Below are 21,667 nucleotides of genomic sequence, written 5' to 3' on the forward strand. Positions count from 1 at the left end.
CATGGCCATAATCGTTCTCGACCGCGACGGTGTCATCAATCACCAGAGTGATGATCACGTGACCAGTGTCGACGAGTGGACCCCCATACCCGGGAGTATCGAGGCCATGGCAGAACTCAGCCAGGCCGGATATCAACTGGTGGTGGCGACGAATCAGGAAGGCCTTGCCCGGGGCATGTTCGATCTTGACGACCTGGAGGCCATGCACGCTAAGCTGCGCGCACTAGTAGAAGACGCCGGTGGTGAAGTGGCCGGCATTTTTTATTGCCCCCACAGTGACGACGATAATTGTCGCTGCCGCAAGCCAAAGACGGGCCTGCTGGATGCGATCGAAGCCGAATTTGATACCAGCCTGCACGACTGCTATTTCGTTGGCGATCAGGTCAGAGATTTACAGTGTGCGGTTACGAAAGGTTGCAAACCGGTACTGGTAAGAACGGGTTTTGGTGAGCAGACGCTGGCAACACTGATCGCACATCCCGACCCGCATCTGATAGAAACTCGGGTCATGCGAGATCTCGCCGAGTTTTCAGAATTTATTTTGCGCTAATTTTTTCGTCGCGTTATTCCCCCTTATATTCTTTCGTCGTGAATACGAAAAGTATGGCCACGTACAGTACCCTCAGATATCCGACGTTATTCCCGTGTCGGATGCAAACCTGACTGGATCTCCTGTACCAATTGTATTCCCCGTATTCGAATGATCCCGGTGACACTTTTGTGACCGCTCGCATACTGCGCTGCCCTTAACAGGAATGTGGCGCCACCCTATTGCTCGCTTAGATTGGTTTCCGTAGAAACCAACGAGAGGGACCTGGTGCCGCAGCGTTCAAGGAAGAAAATAACCAGGCGCGACACGCTCCACTCTCTACCTTTTCCTCTTATCTCACGGAAACGCCCGTACCAGCTCGCCACAAGTGAGCAAGGTCGGGCTTTGTATTTTACGGGGCACAATTTCTATGATTTCTTTTGGTCAATCTCAAGGCCGGTATTCCGCAGCCAAGAGCGCCGGTTTTCTGGGCGCCTTGATAGCAGGCTTGCTGTTTTCACTTCACGCTCAAGCAACTGATGACACCCAATCGCCGGTTCGCCAGGAAGTGTCAAAAAAAACCTACATCGTACAATTTACCGATAAACCACTGATCGCCTACGAGGGAACAATCCAGGGGCTCGCTGCCACCAAGCCACAGAACAATCGGAAAATTGATTTTTCCAGTGCCGCAGCAAAGCAGTACAAAAACTATTTACGTCAGCGAAAAAGTGAAGCGCTTTCCGCCATTGGTGGCGCACCCACACTGCACAACTACGAAGTCGCGTTTAATGGATTTGCTGCGCAGATGTCAGCAAAGCAGGCCGATCAGTTGCGCAACCGTAAGGATGTACTCGGTGTCTGGGAAGATCAGCTTATGAAACCCCAGACCAATTCAACCTATCAATATCTACGCCTCAACCACTTTCCCGGGCCCTGGTTACTCGGTGCTACAGGAGAGGATGTGGTGATCGGTGTAATTGATTCAGGGATTCACCCGGAGCACCCCAGCCTTGAAGATACGCGTACACCCAAGCGCGGGCATATGGGACGACCGATACTCTATGATGCGATTCCGGAATCCTTCACCGGGGAAGGTTGCGAGTTCGGAAACCTGGATTTCAATCCGAATGATCTACCCTTCGACTGCAACAATAAGCTGGTGAAGGCACAGGCCTTTTCTGAAGGTTTTCTTTCGGCAAATGTTCTGGCGGACTATGAATTTCTTTCCGCACGGGATGCGGATGGGCACGGTACTCATACCGCAACTACCGCCGCAGGTAATTACGGTGTTGAGGGAACACTAAATGGTAAAAGTACCGGTACTCTGAGCGGGGTTGCCCCTCGTGCGCGGGTTGCGGTGTACAAAGTCTGCTGGGACGCGCCCGACCCGGATGACAGTGGCTGTTTTTCTTCCGATTCCATGGCCGCCATCGATCAGGCGGTTGCCGATGGAGTAGATGTCATCAATTATTCCGTCGGTGGTGCCAGCACCCAGTTTACCGGCCCCGATGATATCGCCTTTCTGTTCGCTGCCGATGCCGGTGTTTTCGTGGCAACTTCCGCCGGTAATGCGGGCCCCGGAAGTGAAACTATTGGCACGCCCTCCGGCGTCCCCTGGATCACCTCCGTGGCGGCCAGTGAAGACAACGAAAGCTTCGGTACTGGTGTCGAAATAGACTCTCCCACAGCACTCGCCGGTATCTTTGAAGGGTTGCAGGGGTCGGGGCCGGTACAGCTCAGCGATAGCGGTACCATTTCCTCCTCGATCATCAACGCAGAGCCGCTGGAAGCCTGTGCCCCCCTCACTAACGCAGAGTCCATGGCGGGAAATATCGCTCTGGTGGTACGCGGCGGCTGCGCGTTCAGTGACAAGTACAACCAGGTCGCCGCTGCCGGTGCACGTGCCATTATCGTGTATAACGACGGCACTGCGTCGGACCGTATCGATCCCATCACCATGTCGGCCCCGGACACTACGATTCCTGGCATCATGATTCGCTACCCCGATGGCGCAGTGCTTGCTGCCGCGTCTTCACCCAGCGGAACTCTAAGCCCTGAAATTCAGGTTCCCCGGAACAATCGCATCGCCGGCTTCTCCTCCCGCGGTGCCAACGCGGGCGCGCCCGATATCATCAAACCAGACATTGCGGCACCGGGAGTGGGAATCATCGCGGGTATTTCGCCGGTGGGCTCCGGAGATATTTATGGCGCCCTCAGTGGTACCTCTATGGCAAGTCCGCATATAGCCGGTGTCATGGCGCTGCTCAAGCAGGCGCATCCGGAGTGGACCCCGGCAATGGCGCGCTCTGCCATGATGACCAGCGCACGTCAGAATTTGCGAAAGTCCTTTGGCGACGACGGTGCCGATCCCTTCGACTTGGGAGCGGGCATGGTGCAGCCGGCCAACGCGTTTTTCCCGGGCCTGGTATATGACGCTGGTTTTTACGATTACCTGGCATTTCTCTGCGGAGCTGAATTGCAGACCCCCATCGTGCCCGCAGGCGACTGCGATTATCTCGAGGCAAGTGGCTTTTCCACGGATTCTTCGGACCTTAACCTGCCTTCGATAGGAATCGCCGAACTGGTGGGCAGCCAGACGGTGACTCGCCGGGTAACCAGCGTGGAAAAAGGTGTGCGCTGGTATTGGGCGGAAGTCGATGCGCCAGTAGGTATCGACGTGGAAATCACACCGCGTATTCTGCGCTTGCGGGAAGGCGAGACTGCTACCTATCAGGTAACGTTTACCGCGACTGAGGAAGCTGCGCTTGGCGAATGGGCGTTTGGCGCCGTCAGCTGGTCACAGGGCTTCCGCAAGGTACGTAGCCCTATCGCCATTCGTCCGGTGCCCATTTCCACAGCCGCTGCGGTACGGGGTACGGGTAGTGAAGGTATCCTGTCGCTACCGCTCGCGTTTGGCTACTCCGGCACCTATAGCGCCGCAATGAATGGACTGGTCGAAGGTATCCCTGCGGATGGTGCGGTGGATGACGGTCTCGATGACCTGATCTTCTTCGAGGTCCCGGCTGGCACCAGTTTCAGCCGCTTCGCACTGTTTGATGAAGACGTTGGCGCGGGCGATGGTTCCGACGATCTGGATCTACAGGTACTCGGTCCCGCGTCGGCCGGGTGGCCGCTGGTGGGCTCCAGCGGTACGCCAACTTCCGCGGAACAGGTGGATATGCAGAATCCGGAACCCGGTCTCTACGCCGTGTTCGTTGTGGATTACGCATCAGCGCCAGGTCCGACGCCCTACACCCTGTTTAATTTCAACCTGCAGGGTGACAGTGGCAATACACTACTCGAAGCCCCTGCCACCGCCACCGTTGGCGGTACGGGCACCTTGCACCTCGAATGGATGGGACTCGGCAGCGACACCCGCGCACTCGGTCTTATAGCTCACCAGGATGGCAGTGGTGTCATAGCGACCACAGAGGTATCCATCAGTACGCGCTAAGGGGCTGTCTGAACACCACCTGGAAAAAAGCACCCGCCCGGCGCCGGAGAATGTAACGGTTGCCGGGCTTTTTTTTTGCCCAGGGGTTTCCGCCGTTTCGCTATGGTTAGTGGGTGTATCACGGCAGATTATTTATGCTTGTAATCTGCCCATCACAATCAAACAATGGCGCCCCCCAGACGAAGCGGAGTTATCCCGTGCAACAACTCATTCTCAACCCCCGCGCCGAGCGCCGATTAAAATTGGGCCACCTGTGGATCTACAGCAATGAAGTGGACACCAAGCGCAGTCCGCTCAAAGGAATCCAGCCGGGTAGTCAGTGTGAAATTCTAGAAAGCAACGGTAAAAGCCTGGGGTTTGCGCTGGTAAACCCGAATCAGCTCATTTGCGCAAGGCTGGTATCCCGCAAGGGACCATTTACTCCCAAGCAGTTGAAGCGTCGCCTCGAGAATGCCCTCGCACTGCGCGAGCGCTACTACTCTCACCCCAGCTACCGGTTGGTCTACGGAGATTCCGACGGCCTGCCCGGTCTGGTGGTCGACCGTTTTGGTGAATACCTGGTGGTCCAGGTCAGTAGCTGGGGAATGGAAACTCTGATTCAGGATATTGTCGAAGCGCTGACCACGCTGGTGAAGCCTGCCGGTATTTTGCTGCGCAATGACCACCAGGGGCGCAAGGTGGAAGAATTGCCGGATCTCTGTGAAGTGGCCTTCGGTGAAGTACCACAGATGGTGCCGTTCGAGGAAAACGGCGTGTCACTGCTGGCACCGGTTTACCAGGGGCAGAAAACCGGTTGGTTCTACGATCATCGGGACAACCGCGCGCGACTGAATCAGTGGGTCAAGGGGCAGCGGGTGTTAGATCTATTCTCCTACGCTGGAGGCTGGGGTGTGCAAGCGCTTGCTCACGGCGCCAGTGAGGTCACCTGCGTGGATGCTTCGGACCAAGCGCTGGATTGGTGTGAGGAGAACGCAGCACTGAACAATCGCAAGGGCGACCTGATCACCATTCAGGGCAAGGCCATCGATGCGATGAAAGAGCTGATCGCCAGCGGCGAGCGTTACGACGCCATCGTTCTGGATCCGCCGGCCTTTATCAAGCGCCGCAAGGATCAAAAGTCCGGTGAGGCGGCCTATCGCCATATTAATGAGCTGGCGTTGCGCTTGCTGGAAAAGAACGGCCTGCTGGTGAGCGCATCCTGCTCAATGCACCTTGAGTCCGATACGCTACTGGAAATTTTGCGTGGCGCGGGACGCCACCTGGACAAGAACATCAGTATTATCGGCAGTGGCGGACAAGGTGCGGATCACCCCGTCCACCCCGCCATTCCTGAAACCCGCTATCTGAAGGCGCATTTCGTGCACCTGACTGGTACCACCCAGTAAAAACCCCGGCAACTGCCTAATACTGATCACTTAAGTAATTCTGTGGCGGCGCCGCTACCGGGTGCGGTCATGTGAGACACGCCGTAAACCCATCCCTGGGGCTCTGCACCGCCATCCCTGGCGGTGAAGGTCTCACAAGACCGCGCCCGGTATCGTCACCTTCGCCTTCAGCTACATTAAGTGGACATCATTGGGCAAGTGCCGGGTTTTTACGCACTATCCGATGATCGATCAGAAGCGATAACTCACTCCCAGGGACGCGGTGCGAGGGCGGTTGACGCGCGCGCCATCCGGTGCGCGGTTGATAATGGCCTGCTTGTCCAGCAGGTTGTCCACCTTGAGGTAGCCTGCAAGATCGCTGCTGAAGTCGTAGTGCGCGGCGGCGTCCAGCACCCACAAAGATTCGGTGACATCGAACCGGTCCGTATCACCGCGGTTGCAGTAGTTACTGACGCACATATCATCCTGATATGCGGCTGTCAGGTTGATCCGCCACGCGGCGCCACTGTCGACACCGGTAGTCAGGGCAAACACATTTTCCGGGAGATAGGCAAAGTTGTCCCCTGCCGCCAAGCCGTCTTCGCCATTGGAGCTGATGTACTCCAGGCTATCTTTACTGATTTCGGCGTCGGTGAAGGTGTAGCTCGCCTGCAGTGGAATCAGCCAACCGTTTGTCATTTGCCACTCGCTACTGACGCTGGCTTCCAACCCGCGGATTTCCGATTCACCGAGCGCATAGTTTCCGCTGTCCTGGCCGTTGGCGCAGGGCTGGGCGACGGAACAGTTCTGCACTGTGCTCTCATAATCGCTGTAGAAGGCGATCATTTCCAGTTGCAGGTCGCCGCTGTGGACACGGAAGCCGCCCTCATAGTTTGTGGACAGGTCACCCGCTTCACCCTCGGAGGAACCGCTGCCCGGAGGTGCAAAGCCACGGTGAACACCCGCCAGCAGTGTCACCGTTTCGTTTATCGAGTAGGTCACACCCAGTCCCGGCAGCCACTCGCTCAGGGAGTTGGCGCGGCTGCTGCCCTCTTCCGTGCGCTCATTGTTCTCGAAACGCTGTTGGCGGGTTTCCATGTCTTCATAGCGCAGCGCGGCAGTCACCGCCAGCGCACTGGTCAACTGTATCTGATCGTACACGAACAGTGACGTGGCTTCGGCTTTGCCGACGCGGTTATTGCTGGCACTGGGATCCGCAATGCCCTGAAACACCAGCGCACCATCGATCTGGCTATAGTTTTCCACCGGCTGGAAGCGGTCCACATCGTCGTAGTGGTCACGAACCCCGAATTCCAGGTCATGCTCGATACTGCCGGTATCCAAGCGTAAGTTAGCGCTCACCTGCACACCGCGAGAGACATAGGTGCGATCGTTGTGTTTGATACCGACATCTGCGTAGTCGAGGGTGCCATCCAGAACAGCCTGAGCATCCCCATCGCCAGCATTTGCCGCATCGATCAGGCTTCCAAGGCTCACCTTGAACCAGTCGCGCTTGAACTTGTTGTAGTAGGCCTGAGTGCTCAGGCTGAAGTCGTCACCTAGCGCAATTGTGTGATTCAGCTGCACGGTGCTGTGGCGGTTTTCCATTTCGTCTAGAGCGCTGATGCCGTAACGACGATTGGGGTCTTCTGCGAGATCCGAGTCAGTGAGGCCCAGATAACTCATGCCGGACTCTTCTTCGGAGTACTGCAGCTTGATATCCAATTGCTGGGCGAAGCTGGCACCCTCCGCGGAATTCAGCCGCCCCTTGATCAGATAATCTTCTTTGGCGATGTCGGCGCTACCAGCACGGTCTATATCGCGGAAGCCATCGGCCTGCTGTTGGTGGGTTTCAATCAGCCACCCGCTGGTTTCGCTGCCGGCGCCATAATAAGTATGCAGACGGTTTTCGCCATACTGGCCAGCTTCCAGCTGCACCTTACCCGCACTCCCTTCGGGGATCTGGGTACTCAGCATGTTGACAGCGCCACCTACGGTGAAAGGGCCGTACTTCAGAGTGCCTGGACCTTTGAGCACCTCGATCGCCTGCAGGCGACCGGCAGTGGGAAAATAGTAGGCTTCGGGGGCGGAGTAAGGTGCAGGGGCAACCAGTACACCATCCTCCAGTAGGGAGATCTTTCCGGAACGCTCACCAAAGGCACCCCGGATACCGATATTCGGGCGCAGTCCGTAGCCGTCTTCTTCCCGCAGGTATACCCCCGGTACATTGCGCATCATGCGGTTGATGTCCACAAACTCGAACTTTTCCAGGTCTTCGGCGCTTACCAGGTGAGCAGACCCCGGCAATCGGTTCAGTTGTTCACCGTTGCCCAGTACGGAAATTGTTTCCAGCGGCTGGTAGTCGTCAGCGGCGAATCCCTGGTTGCTCAAGGTCGCACACAGCGCAAGGGTCAGTGGGGTGAGGTAAAAACGGGCCATTGGCTCTCCTTAGTCCAGATCTCTCATCAATATTATTAATGAGAACGATTATATTTCTTTAACACAACTTTGTCATCAAGGACCTGGACTTTTACTTATACATGTGTTCAAGAAAAGCTGGCGACATTTTGGGGCACCGAGCAATCAGACTACTATGGGCCGTTACACCCCTGTTCGACATGGGAGAGCTTATGCTGAGACCGATACAGGAATCGGATATCGAGCGTCTGCTGCAACTCTGGCTCCACTTGGCCTGCAGTAGTCACCCGAGCCTGCCGGTAAGCTACTGGGCTGACACGGGCCGCGCCATGCGGCGGAAACTCAAAGAACAATGCCGGTTCGGCGCGCCCTCAGATCTTGGGACGAGCAGCCACTGGGTCTATACCCGCCCCGGGAGCGAAACACCCGAGGGCCTGGTCACAATCACACAGAACCGCCAGGTGGATACGATTTTCGTATCTCCAGGGGAGCAGGGGCACGGAGTCGGCAGCGAACTGATGGCGCAGGCCAAGTTCGGCCGTATTCAGCTGGAAACCCGGGTGTTGGAGGAAAATCTGCGCGGCCGCTATTTTTTACAGCAGCATGGCTTCAGCGAGGCGGAACGCATGTTCAATACCGCCGCCAATCAGGATGAAATCACCATGCACTGCCGGGTGGCCTGAGTGGCTTTGGTATTTCTTGATACACATCTAGATACGAAAGAGCCCGCGCGATATTACCTTTGGGGTGTATCGGGCGGGCTTACGATTAGTGAGGGCGGACTTATACGTCGAGGTTTTCCACCGCCAGGGCATTGCTCTCGATAAACTCGCGACGGGGCTCGACTTGATCCCCCATCAAGGTGGTGAAGATCTGGTCTGCAGCGATCGCATCTTCCACGGTTACCTGAAGCATACGGCGCGTTTCCGGGTTCATGGTGGTTTCCCACAATTGCTCCGGGTTCATCTCACCCAACCCTTTATAACGCTGGATGCTGTAGCCACGACGGCTCTCATTCATCAGCCAGGTCAGCGCTTCCGGGAAGCTGTATACCGGCTGCTGCTTCTCGCCTCGCTGGATATAGGCGCCCTCTTCGAGAAGGTCCTGCATTTTCTCACCCAACTGACAGATAGCACGATACTCCGCCGAGTCAAAAAATTCGTGGTTAACGGTGTAACGACTGCTGACACCATGTGCCACTATATCAACCGTGGGGAGATACAGGTTGCGCTCACTGTCTTCGGTCACGGAGACGGTGTGACGACGGCCACCGCCCTCACCTTCCTGCTCCAGGCGCGCCTGCAGTTTTTCCGCCCACTGCGCCATGGCTTCACTGGATTGCAGGTCTTCCGGTTTCACGCTCGGCAGGTAAACCATGCTCTGCAGTACTTCCTGCGGATACAGGCGCGACAGGCGGTCGATGGTTGCCATCACCGCGCGGTATTCCTTCACCAGAGATTCGAGCGCGGTTCCGGAGAGGCCAGGGGCTTCCGGATTCACAAACAGGGTGGCGCTCTCCAGTGCCGCGTTGGTGAGGAACTGGGTCAGCGCCGCCTCGTCCTTCAGGTACTGTTCCTGCTTGCCCTTGCCGATCTTGTAGAGTGGAGGCTGCGCGATAAATATATGGCCGCGCTCGATCAGCTCTGGCATCTGACGGAAGAAGAAGGTCAACAGCAGGGTCCGAATGTGCGCACCATCCACGTCGGCATCCGTCATGATGATAATGGAGTGATACCGCAGTTTGTCCGGGTTGAATTCGCTCTTACCGATGCCGCAGCCCAGTGCGGTAATCAGGGTACCCACTTCGGCACTGGACAGCATTTTGTCGAAGCGCGCCTTTTCCACGTTCAGGATCTTACCTTTCAAGGGCAGGATTGCCTGGGTGCGGCGGTCGCGTCCCTGTTTGGCAGAGCCACCGGCGGAGTCACCCTCCACCAGGTAGAGTTCGGATAATGCCGGATCTTTCTGCTGACAGTCTGCCAGTTTGCCGGGCAGTCCGGCGATATCCAGCGCCCCTTTGCGCCGGGTCATTTCCCGGGCCTTGCGCGCGGCTTCCCGCGCCCGGGCGGCGTCTATCATTTTACCCACCACAGCCTTGGCTTCCTGTGGGTTTTCCAGAAGGTAATCGTTGAACGACTGCCCCATTTCCTGCTCTACCGCCGGTTTCACCTCGGAGGAAACCAGCTTGTCTTTGGTCTGAGATGAGAATTTCGGGTCCGGCACTTTCACGGAAATGATCGCCGTAAGACCCTCGCGAGCGTCATCACCGGTGGTGCTGACCTTGTCTTTCTTGCCCACACCTTCTTTTTCGATGTAGTTATTCAGACCGCGGGTCAACGCCGCTCGGAAACCTGCAAGGTGGGTGCCGCCATCCCGCTGGGGAATATTATTGGTGTAACAGTAGATGTTTTCCTGGAAGGAATCATTCCACTGCAGGGCCACTTCCACCGCGATGCCGTCTTCGCGCTGATTCTGGAAATGCAGGACCTTGTTGATCGGGGTCTTGTTCTGGTTCAGGAACTCCACAAACGCCCGCAGGCCACCTTCATATTCGTAGACTTCTTCTTTACCGGAGCGCTCGTCACGCAGCACGATACGTACACCAGAGTTCAGGAACGACAGTTCCCGCAGGCGTTTGGCCAGCTGTTCAAAGTGGAATTCGATATTGGAGAAGGTGTCTGCGGAAGGCTTGAAATGCACCGCGGTACCGGTAGTTTCACTATCCCCAACGATGGTCAAGGGTGCATCCGGCACGCCGTGGCGATATACCTGCTCATGGATCTTACCACCGCGGCGGATGGTCAGCTTCAGTTCTTCTGACAGTGCATTTACCACGGACACACCGACACCGTGCAGACCACCGGATACCTTGTAGGTATTGTCATCAAACTTACCACCAGCGTGGAGCACGGTCATGATCACTTCAGCGGCGGAAACCCCCTCCTCCGGGTGCATTTCGGTGGGAATACCGCGACCGTTATCGGAAACACTCACGGACTCGTCCGGGTGAATAGTCACCCGAATTTCGTCGCAGTGCCCTGCCAGCGCCTCATCGATGGAGTTATCCACCACCTCAAACACCATGTGGTGCAGGCCTGTGCCATCATCGGTATCGCCAATATACATTCCCGGGCGCTTGCGCACCGCATCCAGGCCCTTGAGTACCTTGATGCTACTGGAATCGTAGTTATTCTCTTGCGACATTCTGTTGCTCCATTCGCGCCGGCCATAGGCCGGGCCTGCTTTGATCAGTCATTCCGGTAATTTTTTGCTCGCCGCGTTCTACTACGGGCTTGCTTTCCAACCACCAATCCGTTGTTGCCTGGTATTCGATATATTCCGAGGCCTTTGTCAGTCTCCTGCCTGCGCGATACTGGTCACCTCACCATGTTCCACGTGGAACATTCTCGGCTTACCCCAGGGGCCCTCAAACTGAAGCCAGGGCGCCGCGGTTATCTGAGGCTCGATACCCGTTACGAGAACCTGGCTGGCGCACCGGCTCAACCAGCGGGCAAACAGCGTCTGATTATCCTGGTCGAGCTCTGACGGCAAATCGTCGACCAGGAACACGGGTTTATCAGCGCCAGCAACCACCGATGCCATCGCCGTGCGCAAAGCACATACTGCCATTTTTTGCTGCCCACGAGACAAAATGGCGTGTGCCGGCTGCCCGTGAATAGTGAATCGCAGATCGGCCCTATGGGGGCCCACACGGGTAAACCCCTGTTCAGCATCTCCATCACGGGCCAAATCAATCGCATCCGCAAGAGCGAGATCACTCTTCCACCCGCTGCGGTAACTAACTTTGAGATCGCCGAATACATCAGCCGGCAAATCGGAAAGACGTGAATCGAACTCACGCTTCAGATCCTCGAAAACCCTGCGGCGCAGGGTATCCACCGCCTCGCCACTAAGTAACAACTGTTGTTCCCAAGGTGCGAGCAAATTGGAGGCAATTTTACCACGACGAAGCAGTGCATTGCGTTGCTTTAGCGCGCTTTGATAGACCTTCCAGTGCAAAGAAAACGAGTGTTCCACGTGGAACACCGACCAATCCAGCAACTGTCTACGCACCCCAGGGCCCCCATCCAGAGCAGCGAAGCTCTCGCTGTTGATCACCTGCAATGGCAGGCATGCGGCAAGCTGAGAGCTGGATTCAGCCGCCATCTGATTGATCCGAATCCTGCCCTGCCCGTCTCGACGCTTCTCGACGCCGAGGGTCACACCACTATTGAGACGCCCAAAAACCGCGAGCGCGGCCTGCTCATAGCGAATTACTGCCTGGTGCTGACGGGAGCGAAAAGATCGCCCACTGGCGAGCATATGTACGGCTTCAAGCAACGACGTCTTACCACTGCCATTCGCCCCACAAAAAAGACTTACCTGACCCGCAAGATTGAGCTCGGCGTGCGCGATATTGCGGAAGTTGCTCAAAACGAGTCGACTCACAGACAAGGGGTTACCCCCACTGAGCAAGCGACAACTGCCCTCCTCAAGGGCAAACCACAGAAACAGAAAAACGCCAAAGACACGCAAATACGAAAAGACCGCCCTCCAAAATGGAGGGCGGTCTTTATCTGAAACACTCTAAAATGGCTCAAGCCTTGCACACGCTATCTGGCGCTCCCACCGGCGCCTCAAAGCCGCATTGGCATAATCACGTACACCGCATCACCCTGCTCAGGCTGCTGCAACAGTGCGCTACTGTTCGCATCCCCCAGGCCGATACGAATCTGATCACTGTGGATGGCACCGGTCACATCCAGAAGATAACCCACGTTAAAGCCGATCTCGAGCGGATCACCGTGGTAATCCACCATCAACTGCTCTTCCGCCTCTTCCTGCTCAGGGTTGTTCGCGACAATCTGTAACAACCCCTCGGACAATTGCAGACGCACACCGCGGTACTTCTCATTGGAGAGAATCGCGGCGCGCTGGAAAGCCTGGCGCAGCGCAAGGCGATCGGCAAATACTTCATTACCGGTACCACGCGGCAACACGCGCTCGTAATCGGGAAACTTACCGTCCACGAGTTTGGAAGTGAACGTGAACTGGCCGCAAACAACACGAATATGGTTGTTGCCAAGCACAACGTCGGCACTGGCATCCGTATCCTCAAGGAGACGCGCCAATTCCAGAACACCCTTGCGCGGCACGATGGCCTGTACCGGAGCATCCACATTCAGACCGGGCGCATCGCGATCACAAAGCGCCAGACGATGGCCATCGGTGGCTACCGCACGCAGCTGCTGAGGGCGGCATTCGAGCAGTAAACCGTTCAGGTAATAACGCACATCCTGCTGTGCCATGGCAAAACCGGTGGCATCAATCAAACGGCGAATCTCTCGCTGCGAAATGGAGAAACGGCTCTGGGCGGTGGTCTCTTCCTGATTGGGGAAATCACTGGCCGGCAGCGTCGACAGCTGATAACGACTGCGCCCACTGCGCAACACGAGCCGCTCCCCATCGCGCTCAAACTTCAACTCGGAACCATCGGGCAGGGAACGACAGATATCCAGCAGCTTGCGCGCCGGCACCGTAACCTCGCCTTCCAGTTCGGCGGGTTGCTCAAGCTGCAGGCGTCCGACAATTTCCACCTCCAGATCGGTACCGGTCAGCGACAATTCCTGTCCCTGCAGCTGCATCAGAACATTAGCCAGCACGGGCAATGTCTGGCGCTTTTCAACCACGCCGGCAACCAGCTGTAAGGGTTTTACCAGGGCATCACGGCTTACGCTGAATTTCATATATATCGCCTTGATCTACGTTAGGTCATTCTTGTTGTGACGCGGTTGCTACGTCGGACACCCGCGAAAATTCGTTAAATATCAATACGTTAGAGTATCAGGTCGTCAACGACCGGGTCAGCAGCCGCACGTCTTCACGAATATCTCCGTCGGACTCCTGCAGCTCCTTGATCTTGCGGCACGCATGCAGCACCGTCGTGTGGTCGCGGCCACCAAACGCGTCGCCAATTTCCGGCAGACTGTGGTTGGTCAGCTCTTTCGCCAACGACATGGCCACCTGACGCGGACGGGCTACCGAACGACTGCGGCGTTTGGACAACAGGTCGGCCACCTTGATCTTGTAGTACTCCGCGACCACACGCTGGATATTATCAATGCTGACCAACCGATCCTGCAGGGCCAGCAGGTCTTTGAGCGCCTCTCGCACGAGAATATCGTCAATTGCGCGCCCGGTGAACTGGGCGTTCGCAATCACGCGGCGCAACGCGCCCTCCAGTTCACGCACGTTGGACCGGATCCGCTGTGCAATAAAGAAAGCAGAGTCATGGGGCAGATCAACACCCACCTGCTCCGCCTTTTTCATCAAAATAGCAACCCGGGTTTCCAGTTCCGGCGGCTCAACCGCGACGGTAAGCCCCCAACCAAAGCGCGACTTGAGGCGCTCCTCGAGCCCGTCGATTTCCTTCGGGTAGCGATCACAGGTAAGAATTATTTGCTGCCCACCCTCGAGCAGGGCATTAAAGGTGTGAAAAAACTCTTCCTGGGAGCGCTCTTTGCCGGCAAAAAACTGAATGTCGTCAATCAGCAGTGCATCCACCGAGCGGTAGTAACGCTTAAAATCACTGATCGCATTCAGCTGAAGCGCCTTCACCATATCCGCCACAAATCGCTCGGAGTGCAGGTAAACCACCTTCGCGTTCGGGTTTCGCTCGACCAGCGCATTACCTACCGCATGCATCAAGTGGGTTTTACCCAAGCCCACCCCGCCATAAATAAACAGCGGGTTATAGGCCCCCCCCGGGTTGTCGGCAATCTGCTGCGCTGCCGCCAGGCCGAGTTGGTTGGATTTACCCTCAACAAAAGAAGCGAAGGTAAAACCGCGATTCAACGCACTGCCGTGTTTAATCGCGCCCTCCACCTCGACTTTGCGTTGCGCGCCGGCCGCGGGCACCACCGGTACCGCCGCTTCGCCGCCGTGCAAATCTGCCGGCAACTGCTCCGCGGGCGTTAGCGCATCGGCACCGGCCTCTTCCGCCGCGAGATTGCTATGAGCTTCCATACCGGGCAGGCTGCGGTTAACAGGGATAGATTGTGTTGCGGGCTGTGCGACAGGCATACGCTCGCCAGCGGGCGCGGTCTGCTGGCGCACCGATGTGCTACCGGAGCCAACCGGGGCCGCACCGCCATACACTGAGGGCGAGTTATCGGTACCGCTGCGCCCAGCGGCACCGGAGCGCACGTATCCGCCAAAACCGGCGGCCTGACTATGCGCTTGAGACTGCCCGGTGTAGGCCCCATCCCCGTTCAGACTGCGACGAAAGCGTGAGGTGCGCCTGTCCAGAGACACAACCTCTACCGGTACGGAGCGACCGGAAAACTGCTGAACCAGCTCACGGATACGATCAAGAAATTTGTCGCTCACCCAGTTGAGGATAAAACGGTTAGGCGCCACGAGGCGCAACTCACCTTCAGAGCTGTCATCACTGACGCGAAGCGGCCGAATCCAGGTGCTGAATTGCTGTGGTGGCAGCTCATCCTGTAAACAGGCAGCACACTGCTTCCAGACGGAATCAGACAAGGAACCCCCTAAAAACGACGGAACGAGGTGAAACTGCGCCCGAATAAAACCGGCGCCACATTCTATGTGGGCCACCCCAAATACGCCGGGCATCACCTCAAAAGAAGGGCGACAGTATATCCGTTAGGCCAGGGGTTATCCACAATTCAGCAGGTTTTGGGGACAAGTTTTGCTGAGGAAAGCCTTGAAATATCAATCACTTGTCTACTTAGTAATCGCCAACTGACTAGCACGACAATACAGTTATCCACAAATGCTTGTGAATATCTTGGGGCAAACCGGTGCACTCCCGCAAATAACGCCTGAAATACAACCACTTACGAAAATGACACCAAAAACAACAGAACGGTCGCCTAAACTGCGCGAGACAATCTGCCTCCAGATAAAGAAACAGGGAGCAATACCGCACAGATCAAACACACAAACGCAGGGTATGCCCCACTGACGAATTCCCTCACCCAAGACAACGGTGATACAACGGCGGTGGCGCAGCGAATAATCGCCGCAAGCGTTGCTTTGATTGGCTTCTTTCTATACAATCCGCCGCCTTCGCAGCGCATAGCCCGCTCCGAAGTCTGTCCGCTGATTGCGAATGGACGCACCGCATACGGGCTATAGCCAAACGCGGTAAAGAATTACCCAAACTTCCCGGACATGGCTCCAGGACAACTATCCAGGTAGTAAAACGATGAAACGTACATTTCAGCCCAGCAACTTGAAGCGCGCTCGCACCCACGGCTTCCGTGCCCGTATGGCCACCAAAAACGGCCGTAAGATTCTGGCTCGTCGTCGCGCCAAAGGCCGCAAGGTTCTGTGCGCGTAAGATTGCCGCCCAGCGAGCAACCTTATACTTGCCACTGAATCACTATGCAGTGCTCACGCAGCGACTTCGCTTTCGCCAAGCCGCTGCGGCTGCTCAATGCGGCGCAGTATCGCGCCGTTTTTGATTCTGCGCCGGTCCGCGCCGCGCAACCTCAATTCCTGATCCTCGCCCGTCCTAACGAGCTGGAACATCCCAGGCTCGGCCTCGTTATTGCCAAAAAACACGTTCGCAACGCTACCGACCGCAACCGTATCAAGCGTATTGCCCGGGAAACCTTTCGCCTGCGTCAGCACGAACTGTTTCCACTGGATGCCGTTGTCCTGGCCCGTGGCGGAGCCGGTGATTTAGACAATGCCGCTCTAGGCAAAATCTTCAACAAACTGTGGCGCAAGCTTGACCAACGCGCGCGGGATCCACAGCCACAGCAGGTTAGTGGGCGAAATCGCGGTCGCGGCAAGTCCCAACGAGGAAAATCTGCCGGTAAAGGGCCCGGACCAGACCCGTCCTCCAGCCAAACCTCGCCACAAACACCATCAAAACCCACGGGCAGCGACCAGTGACCTGGCTGGCCATCAAGCTCATCCATCTCTATCGACTGATCGCCAGTCCCTGGGTTGGCAACCAGTGTCGCTTCTACCCCACTTGCTCCTGTTATGCTGAAGAAGCATTAAAGACGCACGGATTCTGCAAAGGGGGTTATTTAACCCTGCGACGCCTTATAAAATGCCACCCCTGGCACCCGGGGGGGCTAGACCATGTTCCCCCCGCAAACCACGCACCCGAATCACCGGCGACCGTCGAGGCGCCGCCCAAGCAACAAGGCTAACGACATAATGGATTGGCAACGCTATACGCTGGTCGGCGGCATCGCCGCGGTCCTTCTGGCATTGATTTATCAGTGGAATGCTTACAAAGAGCAACACACCCCCGCCATTGACCAGAAAACCGTGGTGCATCACCAGAGCGCCGATACGGAAACCCTTCCCAGCAGCCAGGCCCAGTCCAGCGCAAACAGTGCAGGTAACGACCTGCCGGAAGGCGCGATGCCGGAAGTGGGCCACAGCGCCCAACCAAAACTGATTACGGTCAACACCGATACCCTGAGCCTGCTGATCGACCCCCACGGTGGCGATATCGTCAAAGTCGCGTTGCGCGAGTTTTACGAGGAAATTGACACTCCGGACCGACCCCTCATTCTCCTCAACCAGACCCGCAGTCACACCTATGTGGCAAAAAGCGGCCTGGTGGGCGGCAAGGGCAACTGTTCCGCCGGCCGCCCGGTATTTACCAGTGACGCCAGCGAATACGCTCTACAGGAAGGAAAAGACACCCTGACCGTGGACCTGAAGCAATCCCAGAACGGTATCGGCTTTACCAAGCGCTACACCTTTACTCGCGGCGACTACCTGATCAAAGTTTCCTATATGGTGGACAACGGCCGCGACAAACCGCTGCTCGCCGGCATGTGTGGCGAAATTGTACGTGACAGCCTGGAACCGCCAGTGGATATGGGCATCGGTATGTCCCCCTTCCTTGGTGCCGCGTTACACACCAGCGAGGAGAACTATTACAAACAGGATTTCGAGGACATTGCCAAAAAACCGACCGCCGAAACCATCGAAGGTGGCTGGGTGGCCATGGTGCAGCACTATTTCCTGAGCGCCTGGGTACCCAACCAGCAGGAACGCAACACCTTTAAACTGGAGCCGATCGGCAATGGCTTGTACAGCATGGGCTTTTCCAGCCCGCAGCTGCGTGTTGAACCTGGCCAACAGGGCACCGTCGAAGCTTCATTCTACGTGGGCCCGAAAGATGTCTACCGCCTCGAAGAGATATCGCCCTACCTCGACCTGACCGTGGACTACGGTTGGCTGTGGTGGCTCGCCAAACCCATGTTCCGTGTTCTGCACTGGATTCACGAACACCTGGTGGCTAACTGGGGCTGGGCCATCATTCTGCTCACCGTATTCATCAAGGCACTGCTGTACCCACTGTCCGCAGCGGGTCTCAAGTCCATGGCGCGCATGCGCAAATTTGCGCCGCAGATGAAGAAGCTGCAGGAGCAATATAAGGATAATCGCCAGAAACTGGCGGAAGAGACGATGAAGCTGTACCGCCGAGAGAAGATTAACCCGGTCGGTGGCTGCCTGCCCATTCTGCTGCAGATGCCGGTGTTTATCGGTCTCTACTGGATGCTGATGGAAACCGTGGAGCTGCGCCACGCACCATGGATTCTGTGGATTCACGATCTGTCAGTGAAAGACCCCTACTTTATTCTGCCGGTAATCATGGGTGCCACCATGTGGCTGATGCAGAAACTGCAGCCCCAGCCCACCGACCCCACCCAGGCGAAGATCATGCAGCTGATGCCGATCATGATGACCTTCTTCTTCCTGTGGTTCCCGGCTGGCCTGGTTCTGTACTGGATTGCGAACAACCTGATCTCCATCGCCCAGACCTGGTTTATCAATAAACAGGTAGAAGCGGCAGGCGCCGGCAAGTAACAGTAAGCGAATAGGTTCGAAATACCCCGGTGGCGGGAAAACACCGGGTTTCCTTCACATCCGCGTAAACTACTTCGAATCCGATGCTTCACGTTGGGCCGCACTGAGCGGCCCTTCGTACATTTGCACCAGAACAATTGAAACCCGGATAGACTCAAAAGTATGTCCCAGCAAAGCCTCAGCAAAGACACCATTGCCGCTGTCGCCACCCCACCGGGCCGCGGTGGTATCGGCGTGATTCGCCTTTCCGGCCCCAGGGCAAAAGAGATCGGTGAACAGCTGAGCAACCGCCCCTTCAAACCGCGCTTCGCCCACTACTGTGATTTCACCCACCGGGAGCTGCTGCTGGATCAAGGGTTGGCGCTGTACTTCCCCGGCCCCAACTCGTTTACCGGCGAAGATGTGGTGGAACTGCAGGGACACGGCGGGCCGGTGATTCTGGATACGCTGATGTCTGCACTGCTGGAGCTCGGCGCGCGGCAGGCGCGCCCCGGAGAGTTTTCCGAGCGCGCTTTCCTGAATGACAAGATGGATTTGGCGCAAGCCGAGGCCATAGCAGACCTGATTGACGCCGGCAGCGCCCAGGCCGCACAAAATGCCCTGCGTTCACTGCAGGGCGTTTTCTCCGAAAAAATCGAAGAATTAGCCACTAAACTAACCAATTTGCGTATCTATGTAGAAGCATCGATCGATTTTCCAGAAGAAGAAATCGATTTTCTCGCCGACGGCAAGGTTGCGGCGGATGTGGAGGCACTGCTCGCACAGCTCGACCGGGTGGAGGCCCAGGCGCGCCAGGGCACCATCATGCGGGAGGGCATGCAGGTGGCAATTGCCGGAAAACCGAACGCCGGCAAGTCCAGTCTACTCAATGCGCTGGCGGGAAAAGACACGGCAATCGTAACGGACATCGCCGGAACTACCCGGGATGTGCTGCGGGAGCATATTCATATTGACGGCATGCCCCTGCACATCGCCGACACCGCCGGCTTGCGCGAGTCCCCGGATCAGGTGGAACAGATCGGTATGCAGCGCGCCTGGGACGAAATCCGCCGCGCGGACCGTGTACTGCTGGTGGTGGATGCAGCGGAAGTACACCAGCTGGACCCGGAAAAAGTCTGGCCGGCATTCACCGGGCAACTACCGGACCCGGAAAAGCTCACTCTGGTACTGAATAAAATCGACCTTACCGACTACACCGCGGGTCTACAGGCACACAGCGATGGCGTGCCTGTCATCGCCATCAGCGCTCGCACTGGTGCGGGTATCGAGGAACTGCAGCAACACCTGAAGCAATGCATGGGCTATCAAGCGGGTAATGAAGGTACCTTCAGTGCCAGACGCCGTCACCTGGATGCCCTGGCAAGAGCGCGCGCGTACATAGTAGAGGGACAGGCACAGCTGAGTGCCACGGGAGCCGGTGAACTCCTGGCCGAAGATTTGCGCCAGGCGCAACAGGCATTAGGCGAGATAACCGGAGCCATGACCGCCGACGAGCTTCTGGGCAAGATCTTCGGCAGTTTCTGTATCGGTAAATAACGGCCAGGTGAGAGGCCTTCCTACTGGATTTTTCGGTTGCGCCCGGCCAGCGCACCACAGATCGCCATCACCAGCGTCAGGCAGACCCCCACCACCAGCGGCGCCTGCCAGCTTTGCCACTGTTCTTTCATGGCTCCACTCAGAGTCGGGCCGCAGGCCGCCACCAGATAACCGAGAAACTGCGCCATACCCGATAGGCTTGCCGCCTGCCCGGCACTATGGGTGCGAAACGCCATGAACATAATCGCCAGCAGGAAACAGCCGCTGGAACCGAACCCAAACAGCGCCACCCACAGCACCGCCACTCCAGGCTGATAGAGCAGGCCGAAAAGCGCAACCGTCATCAGCAATGCCATCCCCACAGCCATCAGCCGCTGGTCACCGAAACGGGCGATCACCGGCCCGAGAAACAGGCCGGGGAGCGCTGATGCCAACTGCATCTCGCCGTGCAGCGAGCCGGCAACCACCGCTGAGAAACCGGCATCGGTCAGAATCGCCGGCAGCCAGCTCGCCATGGAATAAAACATCACCGAGTTGAACCCGAGAAACAGTGTGATCTGCCAGGCAATGGAGGATCGCCACAAGGGTTTCGAGGCACGCCCGATCATTGGAGAACTCTGTGCCGCGGCGGCCGCTCCAGAGCCCCACCCCACTCGCCGCACACGCACGGCCCAGACCACAATCGCCAATAGCGGCAGCAACGCTACGGCAACCAGGCCACCCTGCCAGCCCAGCCATAAAGCCAGCGGGACCACACATACCGACACCAGCGCCCCTGCGGTCCCCATGGACACGCCGCTGACACTGGTGGCCTGCGCCACACTCTCGGGAAAATCCGCTTTTACCAGGCTCGGCAACAATACGTTACCCAGGGCAATCCCCGCCCCAATCACCGCGGTTCCGGCAAACAGCGTCGATGTGGAACCCATTGAACGCAACAATATGCCGGCAAAAATGCCGACTAGTGCAATAAAAATGGTCACCGTAAGTCCCCAGCGTCGCGCGAGGGAGGCTGCGAACAATGAACCCGCGCTGAACATCAGCAACGGCAGGGTAGTCAGTAGGCCTGCGGTGGAAGCTTCCAGACCGAGATCGGACTGAAGCGTACCGACAAGGGGCCCGACCCCGGTTACCGGCGCGCGAAGACAGGCCGCCATGAGCACCAGCCCCGCAATAAACAGGAATGGGTGAGCTTTACGAAAAGAGGTTCGGATTTCCTGCACCACTTAATTTTGGCCCGAGAACAATGGCCGAATAGAGGGGAGCGCATTCTCCAACACAGGTCTCCCCCATTCAAACCACAAGAGTTGCCCACAAAAATCCACAAGGTTATCCAGATCGACCACCTATCCAAGCTTCCCACACAGCTATTTATCCCGAAAAACCACAGACTTATGCACAAACTCAATATATGAGCGTACTAAAAATCGATCTGTGGACAAGTAGATGGGGGAGTGGGTGCCTAAGCCGGTACGAATCCGGGGACAAACT

General features: G+C 57.0%; 15 protein-coding genes. 9 read left to right on the forward strand and 6 right to left on the reverse strand.

All coding sequences use genetic code 11. The annotated features are described in order from the left end of the window. Position 1 precedes the first annotated feature (1 nt). The 3 genes from gmhB to AAFH99_RS02590 all read left to right on the forward strand — a co-directional run bounded on the left by gmhB (position 2) and on the right by AAFH99_RS02590 (position 5,371). On the forward strand, positions 2-550 hold the full coding sequence (gmhB, locus tag AAFH99_RS02580; RefSeq protein ID WP_043319851.1) for a D-glycero-beta-D-manno-heptose 1,7-bisphosphate 7-phosphatase: 549 nt from the start codon (positions 2-4) through the stop codon (positions 548-550). A gap of 547 nt (positions 551-1,097) precedes the next feature. Further along, positions 1,098-3,986, forward strand: a complete 2,889-nt coding sequence (locus tag AAFH99_RS02585; protein WP_406828575.1) for a S8 family serine peptidase — start codon at positions 1,098-1,100, stop codon at positions 3,984-3,986. Between the two features lie 197 nt (positions 3,987-4,183). Then, positions 4,184-5,371, forward strand: a complete 1,188-nt coding sequence (locus AAFH99_RS02590; RefSeq protein WP_406828576.1) for a class I SAM-dependent rRNA methyltransferase — start codon at positions 4,184-4,186, stop codon at positions 5,369-5,371. A gap of 231 nt (positions 5,372-5,602) precedes the next feature. On the opposite strand, the gene AAFH99_RS02595 is transcribed toward AAFH99_RS02590, so the two are convergent. Continuing rightward, entirely contained in the window at positions 5,603-7,789 is a 2,187-nt protein-coding gene (locus AAFH99_RS02595) for a TonB-dependent receptor family protein (RefSeq protein WP_406828577.1), read from the reverse strand. Between the two features lie 191 nt (positions 7,790-7,980). Between AAFH99_RS02595 and AAFH99_RS02600 the strand changes: the two genes are divergently transcribed. Then, the gene (locus AAFH99_RS02600; protein WP_043319854.1) at positions 7,981-8,451 is read left to right on the forward strand and encodes a GNAT family N-acetyltransferase; all 471 of its coding nucleotides are present in this window, start codon (positions 7,981-7,983) and stop codon (positions 8,449-8,451) included. Positions 8,452-8,551: 100 nt separating this feature from the next. Here the strand turns inward: AAFH99_RS02600 and gyrB are convergent, their stop codons facing one another. The 4 genes from gyrB to dnaA all read right to left on the reverse strand — a co-directional run bounded on the left by gyrB (position 8,552) and on the right by dnaA (position 15,313). Further along, positions 8,552-10,972: a DNA topoisomerase (ATP-hydrolyzing) subunit B gene (gene gyrB / locus AAFH99_RS02605; RefSeq protein ID WP_406828578.1), complete on the reverse strand. Its 2,421-nt coding sequence runs from the start codon at positions 10,970-10,972 to the stop codon at positions 8,552-8,554. A 147-nt stretch (positions 10,973-11,119) separates the two neighbouring features. Further along, entirely contained in the window at positions 11,120-12,217 is a 1,098-nt protein-coding gene (recF, locus tag AAFH99_RS02610; RefSeq protein ID WP_231491926.1) for a DNA replication/repair protein RecF, read from the reverse strand. A 188-nt stretch (positions 12,218-12,405) separates the two neighbouring features. After that, on the reverse strand, positions 12,406-13,515 hold the full coding sequence (dnaN, locus tag AAFH99_RS02615; protein WP_043319856.1) for a DNA polymerase III subunit beta: 1,110 nt from the start codon (positions 13,513-13,515) through the stop codon (positions 12,406-12,408). A 97-nt stretch (positions 13,516-13,612) separates the two neighbouring features. After that, positions 13,613-15,313 (reverse strand): chromosomal replication initiator protein DnaA, encoded by a 1,701-nt coding sequence (gene dnaA / locus AAFH99_RS02620; protein WP_406828579.1) that lies wholly within the window; start codon positions 15,311-15,313, stop codon positions 13,613-13,615. A gap of 688 nt (positions 15,314-16,001) precedes the next feature. Between dnaA and rpmH the strand changes: the two genes are divergently transcribed. The 5 genes from rpmH to mnmE all read left to right on the forward strand — a co-directional run bounded on the left by rpmH (position 16,002) and on the right by mnmE (position 20,176). Further along, positions 16,002-16,136, forward strand: coding sequence for a 50S ribosomal protein L34 (rpmH, locus tag AAFH99_RS02625; protein ID WP_043319858.1), 135 nt, complete (start codon positions 16,002-16,004; stop codon positions 16,134-16,136). Between the two features lie 44 nt (positions 16,137-16,180). Then, entirely contained in the window at positions 16,181-16,696 is a 516-nt protein-coding gene (gene rnpA, locus AAFH99_RS02630; protein ID WP_406828580.1) for a ribonuclease P protein component, read from the forward strand. Beyond that, complete coding sequence (gene yidD, locus AAFH99_RS02635) at positions 16,693-16,962, forward strand: membrane protein insertion efficiency factor YidD (protein WP_231491928.1); 270 nt, start codon at positions 16,693-16,695, stop codon at positions 16,960-16,962. Before rnpA ends, yidD begins: the two co-directional genes overlap by 4 nt. A 7-nt stretch (positions 16,963-16,969) precedes the next feature. After that, on the forward strand, positions 16,970-18,640 hold the full coding sequence (gene yidC, locus AAFH99_RS02640; protein WP_043319859.1) for a membrane protein insertase YidC: 1,671 nt from the start codon (positions 16,970-16,972) through the stop codon (positions 18,638-18,640). Between the two features lie 162 nt (positions 18,641-18,802). After that, a complete protein-coding gene (gene mnmE, locus AAFH99_RS02645; protein ID WP_406828581.1) occupies positions 18,803-20,176 on the forward strand; it encodes a tRNA uridine-5-carboxymethylaminomethyl(34) synthesis GTPase MnmE in 1,374 nt (457 codons plus the stop codon). Between the two features lie 20 nt (positions 20,177-20,196). On the opposite strand, the gene AAFH99_RS02650 is transcribed toward mnmE, so the two are convergent. Next, positions 20,197-21,333: an MFS transporter gene (locus AAFH99_RS02650; RefSeq protein WP_081848190.1), complete on the reverse strand. Its 1,137-nt coding sequence runs from the start codon at positions 21,331-21,333 to the stop codon at positions 20,197-20,199. Positions 21,334-21,667: the final 334 nt, after the last annotated feature.

The organism is Microbulbifer sp. ARAS458-1 (genome assembly GCF_045348205.1).
Classification (GTDB): Bacteria; Pseudomonadota; Gammaproteobacteria; order Pseudomonadales; family Cellvibrionaceae; genus Microbulbifer.

Bases quoted from the DNA above. Each gene is read 5' to 3' on its own strand.
- gyrB (WP_406828578.1), bottom strand. From the start codon at position 10,972: ATGTCGCAAGAGAATAACTACGATTCCAGTAGCATCAAGGTACTCAAG.
- dnaN (WP_043319856.1), bottom strand. From the start codon at position 13,515: ATGAAATTCAGCGTAAGCCGTGATGCCCTGGTAAAACCCTTACAGCTG.
- rnpA (WP_406828580.1), top strand. From the start codon at position 16,181: ATGCAGTGCTCACGCAGCGACTTCGCTTTCGCCAAGCCGCTGCGGCTG.
- mnmE (WP_406828581.1), top strand. From the start codon at position 18,803: ATGTCCCAGCAAAGCCTCAGCAAAGACACCATTGCCGCTGTCGCCACC.
- AAFH99_RS02650 (WP_081848190.1), bottom strand. From the start codon at position 21,333: ATGGCGGCCTGTCTTCGCGCGCCGGTAACCGGGGTCGGGCCCCTTGTC.
- yidC (WP_043319859.1), top strand. From the start codon at position 16,970: ATGGATTGGCAACGCTATACGCTGGTCGGCGGCATCGCCGCGGTCCTT.
- rpmH (WP_043319858.1), top strand. From the start codon at position 16,002: ATGAAACGTACATTTCAGCCCAGCAACTTGAAGCGCGCTCGCACCCAC.
- AAFH99_RS02595 (WP_406828577.1), bottom strand. From the start codon at position 7,789: ATGGCCCGTTTTTACCTCACCCCACTGACCCTTGCGCTGTGTGCGACC.
- gmhB (WP_043319851.1), top strand. From the start codon at position 2: ATGGCCATAATCGTTCTCGACCGCGACGGTGTCATCAATCACCAGAGT.
- AAFH99_RS02600 (WP_043319854.1), top strand. From the start codon at position 7,981: ATGCTGAGACCGATACAGGAATCGGATATCGAGCGTCTGCTGCAACTC.